Genomic DNA, 16,041 nt, shown 5'->3' on the forward strand with positions numbered 1-16,041 from the left:
GCCGTATGCCGAACGGCACGTACGGTTGTGTGAGAGGACAGTAAGGGAAGTAATCCCTTACTTCCTACTCGATTGAAATATTATTCTCTAGTGTTCGAGGAAATCGTTGTCTTTATTTTCTTCTGAGCCTTGGGCACCTGCTCGTTTTTCGATGTCGGCAAACCATTTTTCAACGGTACCTGACAGAAATCCGGGTACTTTACCCCTCACATATTCCTTAAGTATCTCGAAGGTTTTTAAGGCTTGGTCATTACTAAGCCCTGCTTTTTCCTGAAGTTCTTTTAAGAGGTCCATATCGTTTTGCTTTGAGTTGTTTTAGGCCACTTTCAGCTGTACCAGCGTGGATTTGTCCAGTCTTTCTTCTGCGTAGCTTCTTGTCAGTACAAAAGCGCTTTCGCTGGAAGAAGGCAGGTTAAACATAGCATCGCTGAGTACCACTTCACAGATGGAGCGGAGACCACGGGCGCCAAGTTTGTATTCCATTGCTTTTTCAACGATATAATCCAGGGCATCGTCTTCTATTACCAATTCGATACCTTCTACCTTGAACAGCTTCTTGTATTGTTTTACAAGGGCGTTCTTCGGTTCTGTCAGGATTGCTTTCAATGCATCAGCGTCGAGAGAGTTCAGATAGGTTACCACGGGTAGACGTCCCAGTAATTCAGGGATTAATCCGAAGGCTTTCAGGTCCTGTGAATTTACATAGCGCAGGATGTGTTTTTTGCTTTCCTCTTCTCTGTCGGTGTTCACATTGAAACCGATGGAGTGGGTCTGTACCCTGCGGCTGATGATCTTATCTACACCGTCAAACGCACCACCGCAGATAAACAGGATATTCTGTGTATTTACCTTGATAAGTTTCTGTTCAGGGTGTTTACGGCCACCTTGTGGTGGAACCAGCGCTTCTGTACCTTCCAGCAGCTTCAGGAGGCCCTGTTGCACGCCTTCACCACTTACGTCGCGGGTGATAGAAGGATTGTCGCTCTTGCGGGCGATCTTATCTATCTCGTCAATATATACGATGCCTCTTTCGGCAGCTTCTACGTCATAATTACAAACCTGCAGCAGACGGGTGAGGATGCTTTCCACGTCTTCACCTACATAGCCCGCTTCTGTGAACACGGTTGCATCTACGATGGTGAAAGGCACGTTGAGCAGGCGGGCGATGGATTTAGCCAGCAGGGTTTTACCCGTACCGGTTTCACCGACCATAATGATGTTTGATTTCTCGATCTCCACATCGTCATCGCCAACCTGTTGGTTCAGGCGTTTATAGTGGTTATATACGGCTACTGCCAGTATTTTCTTAGCATCATCCTGACCAATCACATATTCGTCCAGGAACTTCTTTATTTCAACAGGCTTTGCCACTTTAGGAACAAAGTGGGAGGGCGCTTTTTTGCCCTGCTGCTGAAACAATTCCTGTTCTATGATCTCCTGCGCGTTTGCAACGCAGTTCTCACAGATATGACCTTCTGCACCGGCAATCAGTATTTGCACTTCATCTTTTGAACGGTTGCAAAATGAGCAACGGATTTTAGTCTCTTTCATAGCTTACAAAGGTACATTAAATGGGGGAAAGGGGAACTTCATCCAATGAAAAAGGGTGCAAAAAAGACATTTCGCACCCTTTTTCCATTTACTTTTTCCGTAATCTGTTATTGCGGATTGTTTTCCTGCTGTTTTCTTGGATTCCTGGTGAGTACGTCATCGATGATGCCGTATTCTTTTGCCTCGTCGGCAGTCATCCAGTAGTCACGGTCAGAGTCTTTCTCTACTTTCTTCACTGGCTGGCCGCAATGGGTAGCGATGATCTCGTTCAGCTCTTTTTTCAGCTTTACGAACTCACGGGCAGTGATTTCGATATCGGAAGTCTGGCCTTCTGCACCACCATGAGGCTGGTGAATCATAACCCTGGCGTGTTTCAGAGCAGTACGCTTGCCTTTTGCACCTGCTACCAGCAGTACGGCGCCGAAAGAAGCGGCCATACCGGTACAGATAGTAGCTACATCAGGAGCGATGATCTGCATGGTGTCATATATACCAAGACCTGCATAAACGCTACCACCAGGACTGTTGATATACATCTGTATATCGCGGGTACGGTCGGTAGACTCCAGGAACAGCAACTGTGCGGTAATAATATTGGCTACGTAGTCATTTACAGGGTCTCCCATGAAAATGATACGATCCATCATCAAACGTGAGAACACATCCATGATCGCCATGTTCATCGGGCGTTCCTCGATGATGTTTGGCGTTAAGGCATTAATCTGATGACGGGTATAGCTATCTACTACCAGGCTGCTGATCCCTCTATGCTGGATGGCATATTTCCTGAATTCGTTATTAATGTTCATGATGGTGATGTTTATTAGGTAATTTAGCAAATTCTTCGGCTGTTACTTCCTCTTCCTTCACATTTACCTTATTTTCTGCCCAATCAAACAATTTCTGTGTCACCATCTCGCGGTAGGTCTGGTCCACGAATTTCTCATCCTGCAGCAGGCGCTCCAGGTAGCTATCCAGCCAGTCTGCTCCATCAGTGGCAGCGCCACCAAAATAGCCCAGTACTTTCTGTTTGGCTGCTTCTTTCACTTCGTCGAAAGAAACGTCCAGCTGATTTTCGCGGATCAATTTATCGCTGATTAATGTCCAGCGCAACTGATGATCAAAACCTGGATATTCCTTGTCAGCTTCTTCAGCGGTTTTTGGCTTTTCACCGCCGGTTTGCAGCCAACGTTTCAGAAAATCCTTAGGCAGCTCTATAGGCGTTTCGTGAACCAGCACTTCGAACAGGTCGTTATGCAGGCGGTTGCGGCTTTCGGCATCCCAGGATTTTTCTATTTCTGATTGCAGTTTTTCGCGGAAGGCTGCTTCTGTAGCTACTTCTTCAGCAGGGAACACTTCTTTGAAGAACTCTTCGTTCAGTTCTCTTTTCTCTATTAATTCTACCTTGGTAATAGTCAGTTTGTAGTATTTGGCAGCGATATCCTCGTGCAGGCCCAGTATATCGTGCTGGAACCAAACCAGTTTATCTGCGTCAATGGCAGCAGAAGCCAGTACCACGATGCTGTCGTCTTTTTTCTTACCCTGCAGTTCAGACTGGGTTGCAGCGCTGAAGTTTTTCACCAGGAAAGAGATGTCTTTCTGGAGACCACCTTCTACAGCAGCACCCTGAGCATCTGTTTCAACAACATTCAGGCCGAGAACGTTATCCGGGCTGTTAATAGACTCAACTTCTGTTGATTTGCCACCTCTTAACTGCAGACGCTCGATCTCTTCGTTCAGCATTTCAGGCGTAGCCTTGATCTTGTAACGGGTCAGGGTAGTCTTGCCAGGTGCCAGTGGGGTCACCTCGAAAGCTGGTTTCAGGCCTATTTCAAAGTCAAAGTCGTATTCAGATGGATTATTGTGGTCGAAAGTTTTCGCTTCTTTATCCAGGGCGAGCGGCTGGGCAAATATTTCCACTTTTTCGTTCTGGAGATACCCCATTAACTCTTTTTCAACTGTTTTCAGTATTTCATCTGCAAAAATGGCCTGACCGTGCATCTTTTTCACCATGCCGGCAGGCACCATGCCTTTACGGAATCCAGGTATATTAGCGGTTTTGCTGAGCTGCTTTACTGCCTTGTCAAAATTTGGAAGATAATCTTCCTGGCTCACTTTCACAGTGATCTTATCATTCAATAAACCGATGTTTTCTCTGGTAACGGTTGCCATAATAGTTTAAATGTTCTTGTATGAAGCAATAATAATTCCTTGTTTGAATTTTCTGCCATGAAGTCACAAAGGCACGAAGGAATGGCAGCTGTGTGGGAGTTACTAGGTGACTTAGCGCCTTAATGGCAATAATTTGAAGCTGGGTACCGGATTGCCGGATAAAAAAAACGCTTAATGCTGAGGCAGAGTCTGCGTTAAGCGGTCAGCATCGGGCATTAAGCGTCAAAAAAAGTGCGGGTGATAGGACTCGAACCTACATGCCGTGAAGCACCAGATCCTAAGTCTGGCGTGTCTACCAATTTCACCACACCCGCATTTACATATCTATAAAGAACTTCGTTTCATTTCCTATTCTGTACAAGTTTACAAAAACTTCCTGTACGAGATGGAAAAAGGACTGCGAAGGTAATGTTTTTTATTAATTAAAAAAATCGTACTGCTCAGTTTTTTTAACTGTTACTCAAACCCTTAACTGCCGGTCTTAACAGCGCTGCCAAACGTTCCGAAAAGGCCTTGGTATACCTGTTATCCCGGTCCATACTCGGATCGAGGATAGTAATGTTCATGCCTTTAAAGTACCGGGACGCAATCAGTGGCTGCAGGGTTTCCTCCCATTCCCGGTAAGACAGTCCCCCTGGCAGCGGACTGTCAACGCAGGGCATGACATCATTATCCAGTACATCCACATCCAGGTGGACCCAGAAACCGTCCAGCCCTGCCTGACCGATCATTGTCAGGAAACCGGCAGTAATGGCATGTGTGCCCTGCTCCCGGATGGCTGGCAGATCATAGTAGTGAATCTTGCTGTCAGTGATCAGTTGCACATAACCAGCTTCCAGCTCCCGGTTGCCGTATGCATAAATATATTCTTCCTTTATATAAGGCCCTAAATGACCGATGTTTGTCAGTTTCGCATGTCCCTTGCCCGCTACAATGGCCAGGGCCATTCCGGCCGCTCCGGCGGTGCCGGAATACTCTGGCCACATATAATCGTGGTGGCCGTCCATGGCAAACAGCCCATAATCCTTTCCCGTACTTCTCAATCCCAACGCATTGCCAATCAATATACTACAGTCTCCGCCTATTACAATAGGGATGATGTCTTTTTCCACGGCCTCCCTCACACTGGCAGCCAGTTTCTCACTGTACGCTGCTATGGCTTCTGCATTGCGTACTCCGCTCTCTCCATCTATGTCCATACTATAAGGGGGCGTCGGTATACAAATAACATGGTTAATGCCAGCTTCCAGTGCCAGTTCTGTTTTACGCAGTGCCTCCGGCAGCCGCCTGACACCTGGTTCCACACCTGGGCGTAGTTCCTTCAAACCGAGGTTGGACGGGGCCTCAATGATCATGAAATGGCGCATGTGTGATTGTTTTTGGATCTGTTTGGGGTAAATATTTGGTTGTAAACCGAAGATAAGGGCTTTCTGATAAAAGAAGAATGCAGTCTGCAGAAATTTCCCATACGTAGCATTGACAATGAACAAAATAGCCTTCAGCTGAATATCCGTCCAGGAAGATCAAACGTCTTCTTCTACATGTAGACTGCTTATGGTTTCGGTCTGATCCCTATATCTCCATATCGCTATACCGTCATCTGGATATCATTTCACCGTCATCTGTATATCGATTCGATATAGAGATGACGGTGAAATGATATGGAATTGCCGGTGAAGCGATATGGAAATGTCGATAAAGTGACGTTAACGAATACGTATAAAATCGGTACCAGAGCGACCCCTGGTTAATAAATGCTGCTGCTTATTCAGGCTTTTTGAACGGCTAATTCCGCATTGCGGGCAGCCTTTGCCTTATTTCTGAAGAAAAGGAAAATGTTTACCAGGATAACCCCGCTACAGCCTGCGCATACCATCGGCCATTGGCCAATATTCCAAAGAAACAGGCCCAAGGCAGAGCCGGTGGCGCCTCCTATGAAGGTGGAGGTCATAAAGACGGTATTAAAGCGGTTCCTGGCTTCAGGAAGGATAGAGTAGATGATAGTCTGGTTGGTGACCTGGACAGACTGGTGTCCAACGTCCAGTATAATAATGCCGGCCAGCAGGAGGAAGATGCCGCTGCCGGTAAAATAAAATCCTATGAAACTGAGTAACTCGCAGATTAGCCCGATAATAATGTTGTTGCCCGGATCCCGGCCGTCACTGATCTTCCCGACGAGCGGCGCAGCGAGGGCACCGGCGGCACCTGCCAGACCGAACAGGCCGATCTCGAAGGACTTAAACCCAAATGGTGCTCTTGAAAGGAAAAGTACCATCGTTACCCAGAAGGCACTTACCACTGCAAATGACAGGGCATTGGTAATAGCCGCCTGTCGCAGTAAAGGCTGTGTCATGGCATAATGTGCCACTGACTTCATCAGATGCCCGTAATGTCCTTTGAAAGACGGCTGACTTTTAGGGAAGCGGAGCCGCATCAATAGCATCAGTACCAGGCATACCCCTGCGGCAATGTAATACATTGCCCGCCAGCCATATAAAGATCCGATAGCACCACTGAGACTGCGGGAGGCCAGGATGCCCACCAGTAAACCTGCCATGATGGTACCAATGGTACTGCCCCGTTTGTGGTCGGCCGTCAGATGGGCTGCCAGTGGCAAAATAAGCTGTGGAACGATGGAGGAAATGCCAATAAGTACACTGGCGATCTGTAAGGTGAGAAAATTGGGGGCGGTCGCTGCCAGTAATAGCGCCACTACGCTACATCCTGTACTAAGCAGGATCTGTTTCCGCCGTTCCAGGATGTCTCCCATGGGAACGATCAGTAACAGCCCGAGTGCATACCCTATCTGGGTGAGATAGGTAACCCTGCCAGCTGCGCTTTCAGGTAATGCCCATTCTTTTGCTATTAAAACGATGAGTGGTTGGCAATAGTAAATGTTGGCAACGATCAATCCTGTACAAGCCGCCATAAACGCCGTATCTCCCTTTCCTAAGTGTTTGTGCTCCATCCTGTTTCGGTCAATAAGGCCGCAAGTTACGACAATTAGCGGAAGCCTTCGAGCAACTCAACAGCCCCCTTCGCCAGGAAAGATGCTCCCAGGGGAATACATTGCTCGTTAAAGATCACTTTCGGATGATGGAGATAATAACCGGGAGAAGTGGGGTCCTGAGCTCCCAGCAAGTAAAACATGGACGGTACTTTCCGCGAATAGTAGCAGAAATCTTCACCCGCCAGCAGGGGGATCTTTTCCAGGGCATTCTGCTGCCCGAAAATGCCATTCAGGCTGCCCTGTAACTTGTTGTGCACTTTGTCATTATTGAGCACGCTGGGAATGCTGAAATACAGGTCGAAAATGATCTCTGCCTGGTTGATAAGCCCCAGTCCTTCACCCAGTTTCCGGAGGCGGTCAATAACCTCTTCGTACACGTCGAGGTTCAGGGCTCTGATGGTGCCTTCCAGTACAACCTTGTCGGCTATTACGTTGGGAGCAACACCTCCGTTGATCTTGGTAAAGGAAAGTACAGCTGTTTCCATGGGAGGCGTATGCCTGGATATGATGGTTTGCGCTGCCTGTATCAGCTGGGAGGCGATGACCACCGCATCAATACCCAGCTGGGGGGAGGCGCCGGCATGTGCTGCCCTGCCTCTTACCTCCATGGTGAAGAATCCCGTGCATGCCAGGGCAGGGCCGATGGCGTAGGAGATCTGTCCCACGGGAAGAGAAGGGTCTACGTGCAGACCTAAAGCCGCCTGTACATCGTCCAGGTGACCGGCTTCCACAAAGCGGCGTGCACCGCTCTTCTTCTCTGGATCAGTACCCGGACCTTCTTCTGACGGTTGAAAGAGTAGTTTTATCGTTCCCTGGAAGTCAGTTTGTTTTAATAGCGCTGCTGCGCCTATCAGCATGGTTGTATGAAGATCGTGACCGCAGGCATGCATTTTCCCGTTCACCTTTGAGGCAAACGGCAGTCCTGTTTCCTCCTGCATCGGCAGGGCATCCATATCTGCACGGATGGCCACACAGGGACCGCTCCCTTGTGTCAGGGAAGCAATGACGCCAGTGCCCGCAATATTGGAGATGTAATCTATTCCCAGTAGATCCAGTTCCTGTTTTACCAGGCTGGAAGTATGTTGTTCCTCGTACCCTAACTCCGGTTGCGCATGAATTTGTCTTCTGATATCAATAAGCCTGTCCGTTAATTGTGCGTCCATCAATCAGCAATTTCCGTCAAGTTAAGCGGTTTTTCCGATATTCTCTTGGAGAACAACGGTAACGCTTACGGAAAACAGCGGTGAAATAATTTGCACCCCGGTAGCCGGTGCTGTAACTGATCTCTTTGATGCTGAGCGTAGTCTGCGACAGGAGAGAGGCTGCTTTTTTTAATCGCAGGTGTTCTATATATCCGCGGGGAGAAACGCTGAGCAACTCCTTGAAAGCCCGTTCGAAAGTGTTGATATGCATCCCCGCCTGTTTGCTCAGCTCAGCAATGCTCAGTGGCTGGTGGTAGTGATTCTGGATGTATATGCATATCTGGCGCAGCTTCTGGGCCTGATCGCCGTTCTGGAGATATTTGGGCGTAAGTGCGCTGAAATAAAGCGACAGCAGATCGTTCAACCGCGATTCCAGGTGGGGTTGCAGCGCCTGATCGTCAGGCGCGTGGCGCATTTCATGCAATACCTTCAGGTCTGACATATCCATCCTGATGGCGGGAAGCAGGGCCGCTCTGCGTGCCTGCCGCTGTTGCTGCTGATAGATCTCTTCAAAGGAGGGATGATGTGCGATGAACTTCCGGACGAAGGCGGGAGAAAAGGAAATGCAGACCATTTCATAATATCCCGGTCGCAGGTCCGCAATATTCTGGGAATGGGAGGGGACATAATAGATGCCGAATTCCTTTTCGATCAGCATCAGTTTTCCTTTGCCCTGCAGCCGGCAGGAAATATTACCCTGCAATATGCAATACATTGCCAGCATGGGTTGCGAAACGGATGGGCGCAATCTTATCTTTTCCTTTACAAAGCATTGTTGCCAGCTGATAATCCAATTGGGATCTCTGATCTCCTGGGTAATATAACTGCCGAATGGTGCTTCTACATACGTGGTATCTGTCGATTGTGCGATCCGGTATTGCTGATATCTGTCCGGCAGGCTTGCGGAGACCCGCACATGTGGCTGCATTTTTTCGGGTATCCCAAAGTGCAGCGCAGGGGGATATAAGCTGGAGGTCATGTTCAGGCATTTAACCGGTGAGTGACTGTAATAATTCTGGTTGTATAAATTCAGGTTACTACCCAAATATATACCCCGGTACTGCGATGAAACTTCAGATCGATAGGAGCTTATACTTTATTACATCTTTGTACCTGATCTTTGTTAACCTGCATCATCCGGTTTTCGGGTGTCTCCTTCACATTTATTTTCATCCGGTCCCGGAAATGATAGGAACAATATTTGAGGCTGCTAATTCAAAACTCCAAAATCCACCAACATTATGACTACACAAGAAATCGCCACCCGCGTTGCGGAACTTTGCAAAAAAGGAGAATTTGAAACTGCACAGAAAGAGATGTACGCCCAGGATGTGACCAGTATTGAGCCTGAGGGTACGCCTGAATTTGAAAAGGAAGTCAAAGGCATTGACAAGATCTTCGAGAAAGGAAACAAATTTATGTCCATGGTAGAGGCAGTACATAGCGTAGATACATCTACACCAATTGTTGCAGGGAATTCATTTGCCTTTGTGCTGACGATGGATATAACGATGAAAGGAAGGGACAGGATGAAGATGCAGGAACTTTGTGTATACACTACAAAAGATGGGAAGGTAATTTCCGAACAGTTCTATATGTAGTGAAAATAAAAAGGGCCACAGATTAGTGTGGCCCCTTTCTTTTACCAGCCCCTCGAGTTGGAGCCGGACTCAATACAATGGAGACAATATCGTTCAAATGCCTCTCCGAATTTTTCCTCATATATCCTGTAGCCGATGAATCCTATATCCCCTGCGGATACATTCATCGTGGCGGCAGCAGGATTCTCATCAATCATGTCATAGTATCGTTCTCCCATGCCCACTATAAAGCATCGTCGATGGAGGAAACCCTCGTCTGATCCATTGACGCGTTCATGGATCTCTTCACGGTCTATATGGAAGAGTTTCTCTTCCATCACATGATTGAACCTGGTCAGCTCCCGTTCATCCATATAAAGGAGCTGTTGTCTGATGTGGCCGGCAATCTGACTGGAAACGATATTTCCCAATTGCCTGATTAAAGTGGGATCATTGGTCGTAAGCGCTGTTTCTCTTAAATTAAATAAAACTCTATCTGTTGTCCACGCGGTTTCAATGATTTCCCAGAATCTTGTTGCGTTCATAAAAGACAGATTTATAAATATCGTGGAATAAATGCACCGGGCTTAATCAATGTATTCAAGTAGGCACTTTACTATAACAACGGAGTGATAGCAAAGTTCATCCCATATTTTCGAAGTATACCTCCTATTTTCCTATTTTGTCGATGACCAGAATAATAACATTTCTAAATCGCATATTATTTTATGAAACGTCTTCTTTTTCTTGCCGCCCTTATTTCCCTCGGACCGGCAACGAGAGCACAGCAAACGCAAAAACCTCCGTTACATGGTAAACACTGGATGGCGGTGACTGGCAAACCGCTGGCTGCTACAGCGGGATCGATGATCTTCCAGAAAGGCGGTAATGCCGTGGACGCGGCTTGCGCCATGCTGGCAGCCACCTGTACGATGTGGGATGTGTTAAGCTGGGGAGGGGAAACACAGGCCCTGATCTTCAATCCAAAAACAAAAAAAGTCATTGCTATCAATGCCCTTGGAGTGGCGCCTACCGGAGCTACGGTAGCATTCTTTAAAAGCAAGGGGTACAATTTTCCACCGGAATATGGTCCGCTAGCGGCGGTAACGCCTGGTACTCCCGGAGGCTTGTGTTATATGCTGGCAGAATATGGTACCCTGAGCCTGAAAGAAGTGCTGGCCCCTGCCATGGAAATGGCTGCTGGTTATCCCATCGAGGCCCAAACTGCCAACAGTATGGAACGCGCCAAAGACCGGCTGAAAGAGTGGCCTTACAGTAAAGCGGTATTCCTGACACACCCAGGTGAGAAAAGGGAAGCGCCGGAAGCAGGGGAGATCTTTGTGCAGAAAGATCTGCTGGCTACTCTGACAAAAATGGTAGCAGCAGAACAGGAGGCACTGAAGAATAAAAAGTCCCGTAAAGAGGCTATTATGGCCGCTTATGAGCGTTTTTACAAGGGAGATATTGCCAAGGAATTTGTACGTGGCTGCCAGGAGCAGGGAGGCCTGATCACAGAGCAGGACCTGGCAAAGTGGAAACCGATAGAAGAGGAGCCGCTGCATGTAAATTATAAAGGTGTCGAGGTGTACAAACTGCAATCCTGGACGCAGGGGCCTATGCTGCTGCAAAGCCTCAACATCCTGGAAAATTTTGATCTGAAAGCAATGGGATATAATTCCGCCCAATATATTCATACCCTGTACCAGACCATGAACCTGACCTTTGCAGACAGGGACTTCTATTACGGCGATCCTTATTTCACGCCTAAAACGCCGATTAAAGGATTACTGAGCAAAGACTATGCGAAGGAGAGGGCGAAACAGATCAATCCTGATCATAATGATCCTGCTGCGGCCCCGGGAGATCCTTATCCTTTTGAAGGGAGGACCAATCCTTATGTGCAGTTATTAAAACGACGCAACTCCCTGACAGATACAAGTCTGGAGAAAAAGCCGGAAGGCTTTGTGCCGAAGCATGACGCTACCAGTCTGCTGAGTGTACCGGTTACTGATCAGGTGTACGCGGCCAATGATATAGACAGCCTCTATATGGACCGTTTGTGGAGAGGCACTACCAGTGTAGAAGCGGCTGATGAAGAGGGCTGGGTAGTATCTGTTACTCCTAGTGGTGGATGGACGCCGGCATGCATTGCAGGTCATACAGGTGTGGGTATGAGCCAGCGTTTGCAGAGTTTTGTACTGGACAGCACTTTATGTCCTTTCAATGTGATAGCGCCTGGAAAACGTCCAAGAGTAACACTGACGCCATCTATAGCATTAAAAGATGGTAAGCCATACCTTTCTTTCGCTGTACAGGGTGGCGATACGCAGGATCAGAACCTGCTGCAGTTTTTCCTGAATGTAGTGGAATTTGGTATGACCGTACAACAGGCCACAGAAGCTGCCAATATTAATACCAATCAGCTGTGGTTATCGCTGGGAGGCACCAGCACAAAGGAACGTATGCCGCATCCCGGTAGCATACTATTGAATAATAATACGCCGGAATCAGTGCGGGCTACACTGAAGAAGATGGGATATATCACCTCTTTCGGGGAGCGTACAAGCGGTCCTGTGAATGCTATTTTATTGGATAGTAAGCATGGCTCACTATGGGGAGGAAGCAGTAACCATGGAGAGGATTACGGCATTGGATGGTAGTTTCAGCCAGGTCATTATATATACAGGAAAGCCACTTGATAAATGTCAAGTGGCTTTCTTGTCTTAGATCATTTGAATGGGCCTTCGTTTTTATCATTTTTGTATCAGCAATTAACACAGTGTTCAACTGTATGAATCAACTGGTAAAAATTGTAAGAACAGGTTGTAGAGTATTGTATGTTCAACCTCAATTTAAACAATCCTGAATTAGATCAAAAGTCTCGCATCATTTATGCGGGACTGTTTTTTTTTCGCCATATCCATAATAGTAGAAAAGCCGTCCCATGAGAATGAGACGGCTTTCTATCTTAGTACGAATGGATGCTTAGTTGAAAATATATCTCACACCAAATTGCATCTGCCAGCGTGAAGTAATACCTGTGTTGTTAGCAAAGCTGTTGGAGTAGTGTACCTGGTTATTCACGTCCGCATAAGGGAAAGAGAACAACGGCGTTTTACCATCAGCAGCAATACCTTCAAACTTCAGCGGGTTGGTTACTGTAGCAGATTTTACGATACCCCAGTTCTTATTCAACAGGTTGCCCACGTTGATGATATCCAGGGATAAACGCAATGTGTGGCGCTCTTTACCGGTTTTAACAGAGATGTCTTCAGTGATGTTAACATCTGCTTTTTTAAAGAATGGTAAAGTTACTGCGTTAGCTTTTGCTACTTGTCCACGGTGAGAAGACAGGTAACCGCTCTGGCTGATGAAGTTGTTCAGCTGTGTCCAGATCTGGGAAGCAGTTCTTGGATCGCTTGAAGTACCTGTGGTGCTACCAGTGTGGGTAGTAGCGTTGTAAGAACCTACATTGATCAAGTTAATATCTTTATCGGAAGTAGGTATATACATCAGGTCATTGTTGAAACCATCACCATTCAGGTCGCCATTATAGATATAAGAAGTTACACCTGCAGGTGCTGCTTCATAGATCAGTCCAAAGGACGTAGCGAAGTATTTAGCATACGATACTTTGTAGGATGCCATTGCGATGATACGGTTAGGCAGCCTGTAGGAGGCATATGTCAGGTTTGCTGCATTCGGATCTGCACTTACAGCACGGGCGCTCCACAATGAAGAAGCGGTACTGCCGGTTTCTGCTGTGTTGCGTGCATCGCCATGTGTATAGGCAACGCTTACATACAGGTTCTTGTATGTTTTCTGTACACGGCCGGTTACATTGTAAGCGTATCCTTTGCTTGTATTGGTCATCAGGATAGCGCTACCGATATTAGGATCAGACAGTGATGTACCTGCGGAATAGTATTTATTGGTGCTGTTGGCAATGGGAGTAAAGGATGTGGTGTAACGCATCCTGTTATCACCTCCATTGCTCAGTGCATAACCGTTCGTTTCGTTCAGGTTGATGTTCTGATAATATACAGCGTTGATATCTTTCGAATAAGTACCTTCTACTGTAAATATCCAGTCGCCTGGCAGTTTTTTGTCAACTGCTAAACTTGTTTTCAGCACGGAAGGATATTTGAAGTTCTTGTCAGTCAGTGCAACCAGATAAGAAGTGTTTGCAGCTGCTGTTTCAGGACGGTATTGATTAGGATCAGCACTGAATGCTACGCCATTTTGGGTAAATGAACCCCACTGTACACCGTTGTTGCTGGCCTGGTTGCTGATCCATACAAATGGCGGAGGACCAGAGAAGATCCCTAAACCACCTCTCACCTGTAAGGTCTTATCATCCAGTACATCCCAGTTAAAGCCGATACGTGGAGAGATCAGCAATGCATTGCCGGGAGCTTTTCCGATATCATAGCTTTTACCATCTTTAAACTTCAGCGCGTTGAACTGTGGATTATCCTGGAAGTCCTGTTTGTAGATAGTCATATCCATGCGCAGGCCGTAAGTAAGCGTGAAATTGTTTGATACACGCCATTTATCCTGTGCAAATAAACCGAGTTCTGTAGAACCTGCATATGCCCATGGGAAAGAACCATCAGATAATGCAGAATACTGGAGGTAATAGCTTTTTGCATTCATGGCGCCATTCTTAGCGCTGTTGTAGAAATCAGTCAGGCTGGCAAACTGATAGGCGCCCTGGTAACCCGGAGCGAATGCATTCTTATACTTCCTGTAATAATCCTGTGTACCTACTGTAATCTCATGTGCGCCTTTGTAGAAGGTGAAGATGTCAGAGATCTGGAATACGTCAGTATTCAGAACGTTGTTATAAGTGTATGGCTCATAACCAAAGGAAGTGTAGATGTTATTGCCGCTCAGGATGTCCACGAATGGCATCGTAGAAGAGCTGGAGTGAGGCGTACGATAATCACGCAGCGCTGTATAGCCCACCTGGAACTTGTTGGAGGCAGTGTTACCAAAACGGGTGTTCAGTTCCGCGATAAAGATATTGAAGTTGTTGTTAATCACATATCCGCTTCCATAGAAAGGCATGGAGTTAAAGTCTGGTTGACCTTTTGTTTGACCTGCGGGTCTGCTGGTACTTGCAAACTGATCAGACATTGATTTCAGGTAGTTGTACTTTAACGTGAGGGTATTATGATCGTTGATATTCCAGTCGATCTTTGCAGTGATCTTATCACTGTTTGTCTTGAAGGAATAGCCGGAATAAGCGCCTGGATCGTAATGGTAAGTATCCTTTAGGAAGGTAGCCAGGGCAGCCAGCGTATCTGCATTGGCATTGGAAATACCTGCTGAACTGTTGGGTGCATGTGTGGCATCAGAAGGGATCCAGCTGGTAGCAGGGGCTGTCTGACGGGACGATTCACCATTCACGAAGAAGAATAATTTGTTCTTAATGATTGGGCCACCGATGGAAGCGCCACGGATAGTAAAGGAGAGATCAGTTTTAGGAGCCACTGCGTTCTCTACTTTGTAACCCTGTGTGTTTTCATTTTTGAAGTAAGTGTAGACAGATCCTCTGAAGGTGTTGGTACCGCTTTTGGTGACGGTATTGACACCGGCGCCGGAGAAGCCACCCTGACGTACGTCGTAAGGCGCAAGGTTCACCTGGATCTGATCGATCGCATCTAAACTGATAGGCTGCGCACCTGCTTGTCCGCCGAGTGTACCAGATAACCCGAATGAGTTATTGAAGTTGGCACCATCTACGGTGAAGTTGTTGTACTGGTTGCTACGGCCACCGAAGCTTTGTCCGCCGATAGGGTTGGAAGCAGTAGGCTCCAGTCTTGTGAAGTCCTGCGCAGACCTGTTGATGGTAGGCAGTTTTTCCAGCTGATCACGGCTGATGATCTCCTGTGCACCTGTACGGTTGTTATTAAATGTTTTGTCCTGTTTACCTGATTTTACCACCACTTCATTCAGTTGTTTGGTGTCAGGTATAATGTTGAAGTCTCCTGTATACTCCTGTCCCAGAGAGAGTATAACATTCTCGATCTTTTGGTCTTTGTATCCGATATAGGATACTGAAATGGTGTAAGGTCCCCCTACGCGGACGTTTGGTACGTTGTAGCGCCCGTCTTTACGGGTGGTGGTCATGTACTTTGTACCAGTTGGATTGTGAAGTGCAATAATGACAGCGCCGGGTACTCCCGTTTGCCCATCCTTAACCTGCCCATGGATCTCGGAGGTAGTTTCCTGGGCAAGTAATAGCATAGGTAGGCTTATCAGCCCAATGATGGCCGACAGACATTTTTTGAAAAGCATGCAGTTTGATTTATTGTTCGAAATACTCAAAAAAAACGCACAAAACAGCAGTTAGTGCGTTAACAAATTATTTAGATTTTGGTTCGACAGATTGTTTTCAGAATTGAGCCTACGAAAAAGAATTTGGGAGCAAAGTTACCTGCATTCGGAGGTGCGTCAGCGGTAAATCTGCCGGTGCGGAAAGTATATCGCTGAATGCTGTTTTTTTATGAGTATTTGTTTA

At 46.9% G+C, this 16,041-nt stretch carries 12 protein-coding genes and 1 tRNA gene; 2 read left to right on the plus strand and 11 right to left on the minus strand.

Going from position 1 to position 16,041, the window contains the following annotated elements; all coding sequences use genetic code 11:
- Positions 1–87 precede the first annotated feature (87 nt).
- From CLV42_RS04100 to CLV42_RS04140, 9 genes are all read right to left on the minus strand, one after another.
- The gene (locus CLV42_RS04100) at positions 88–294 is read right to left on the minus strand and encodes a hypothetical protein (RefSeq protein WP_106600598.1); all 207 of its coding nucleotides are present in this window, start codon (positions 292–294) and stop codon (positions 88–90) included.
- A gap of 21 nt (positions 295–315) precedes the next feature.
- The gene (gene clpX, locus CLV42_RS04105) at positions 316–1,551 is read right to left on the minus strand and encodes an ATP-dependent Clp protease ATP-binding subunit ClpX (RefSeq protein WP_106600599.1); all 1,236 of its coding nucleotides are present in this window, start codon (positions 1,549–1,551) and stop codon (positions 316–318) included.
- A gap of 107 nt (positions 1,552–1,658) precedes the next feature.
- Positions 1,659–2,360, minus strand: coding sequence for an ATP-dependent Clp endopeptidase proteolytic subunit ClpP (gene clpP, locus CLV42_RS04110; RefSeq protein WP_106600600.1), 702 nt, complete (start codon positions 2,358–2,360; stop codon positions 1,659–1,661).
- Positions 2,350–3,723, minus strand: a complete 1,374-nt coding sequence (locus tag CLV42_RS04115) for a trigger factor (protein WP_106600601.1) — start codon at positions 3,721–3,723, stop codon at positions 2,350–2,352. Before CLV42_RS04115 ends, clpP begins: the two co-directional genes overlap by 11 nt.
- Before the next feature lie 232 nt (positions 3,724–3,955).
- Positions 3,956–4,037: transfer RNA gene (locus CLV42_RS04120), tRNA-Leu, on the minus strand.
- A gap of 135 nt (positions 4,038–4,172) precedes the next feature.
- Positions 4,173–5,090 (minus strand): arginase family protein, encoded by a 918-nt coding sequence (locus CLV42_RS04125; protein WP_146154303.1) that lies wholly within the window; start codon positions 5,088–5,090, stop codon positions 4,173–4,175.
- A 401-nt stretch (positions 5,091–5,491) separates the two neighbouring features.
- Positions 5,492–6,691, minus strand: a complete 1,200-nt coding sequence (locus CLV42_RS04130; protein WP_211303381.1) for an MFS transporter — start codon at positions 6,689–6,691, stop codon at positions 5,492–5,494.
- Between the two features lie 35 nt (positions 6,692–6,726).
- Positions 6,727–7,896: a M20 metallopeptidase family protein gene (locus CLV42_RS04135; protein ID WP_106600603.1), complete on the minus strand. Its 1,170-nt coding sequence runs from the start codon at positions 7,894–7,896 to the stop codon at positions 6,727–6,729.
- A gap of 16 nt (positions 7,897–7,912) precedes the next feature.
- Positions 7,913–8,914 (minus strand): AraC family transcriptional regulator, encoded by a 1,002-nt coding sequence (locus CLV42_RS04140; protein ID WP_106600604.1) that lies wholly within the window; start codon positions 8,912–8,914, stop codon positions 7,913–7,915.
- 262 nt (positions 8,915–9,176) lie between these two features.
- Here CLV42_RS04140 and CLV42_RS04145 point away from each other — a divergent pair, with 262 nt between their 5' ends.
- The gene (locus CLV42_RS04145) at positions 9,177–9,536 is read left to right on the plus strand and encodes a SnoaL-like domain-containing protein (RefSeq protein ID WP_106600605.1); all 360 of its coding nucleotides are present in this window, start codon (positions 9,177–9,179) and stop codon (positions 9,534–9,536) included.
- Between the two features lie 41 nt (positions 9,537–9,577).
- Here the strand turns inward: CLV42_RS04145 and CLV42_RS04150 are convergent, their stop codons facing one another.
- Positions 9,578–10,060, minus strand: a complete 483-nt coding sequence (locus tag CLV42_RS04150) for a DUF4240 domain-containing protein (protein ID WP_106600606.1) — start codon at positions 10,058–10,060, stop codon at positions 9,578–9,580.
- Positions 10,061–10,243: 183 nt separating this feature from the next.
- Here CLV42_RS04150 and CLV42_RS04155 point away from each other — a divergent pair, with 183 nt between their 5' ends.
- A complete protein-coding gene (locus CLV42_RS04155) occupies positions 10,244–12,175 on the plus strand; it encodes a gamma-glutamyltransferase family protein (RefSeq protein WP_106600607.1) in 1,932 nt (643 codons plus the stop codon).
- Between the two features lie 325 nt (positions 12,176–12,500).
- Here the strand turns inward: CLV42_RS04155 and CLV42_RS04160 are convergent, their stop codons facing one another.
- Positions 12,501–15,818, minus strand: a complete 3,318-nt coding sequence (locus CLV42_RS04160) for a TonB-dependent receptor (RefSeq protein ID WP_106600608.1) — start codon at positions 15,816–15,818, stop codon at positions 12,501–12,503.
- Positions 15,819–16,041: the final 223 nt, after the last annotated feature.

This window comes from Chitinophaga ginsengisoli, assembly GCF_003014595.1.
GTDB classification, from domain to species: domain Bacteria; phylum Bacteroidota; class Bacteroidia; order Chitinophagales; family Chitinophagaceae; genus Chitinophaga; species Chitinophaga ginsengisoli.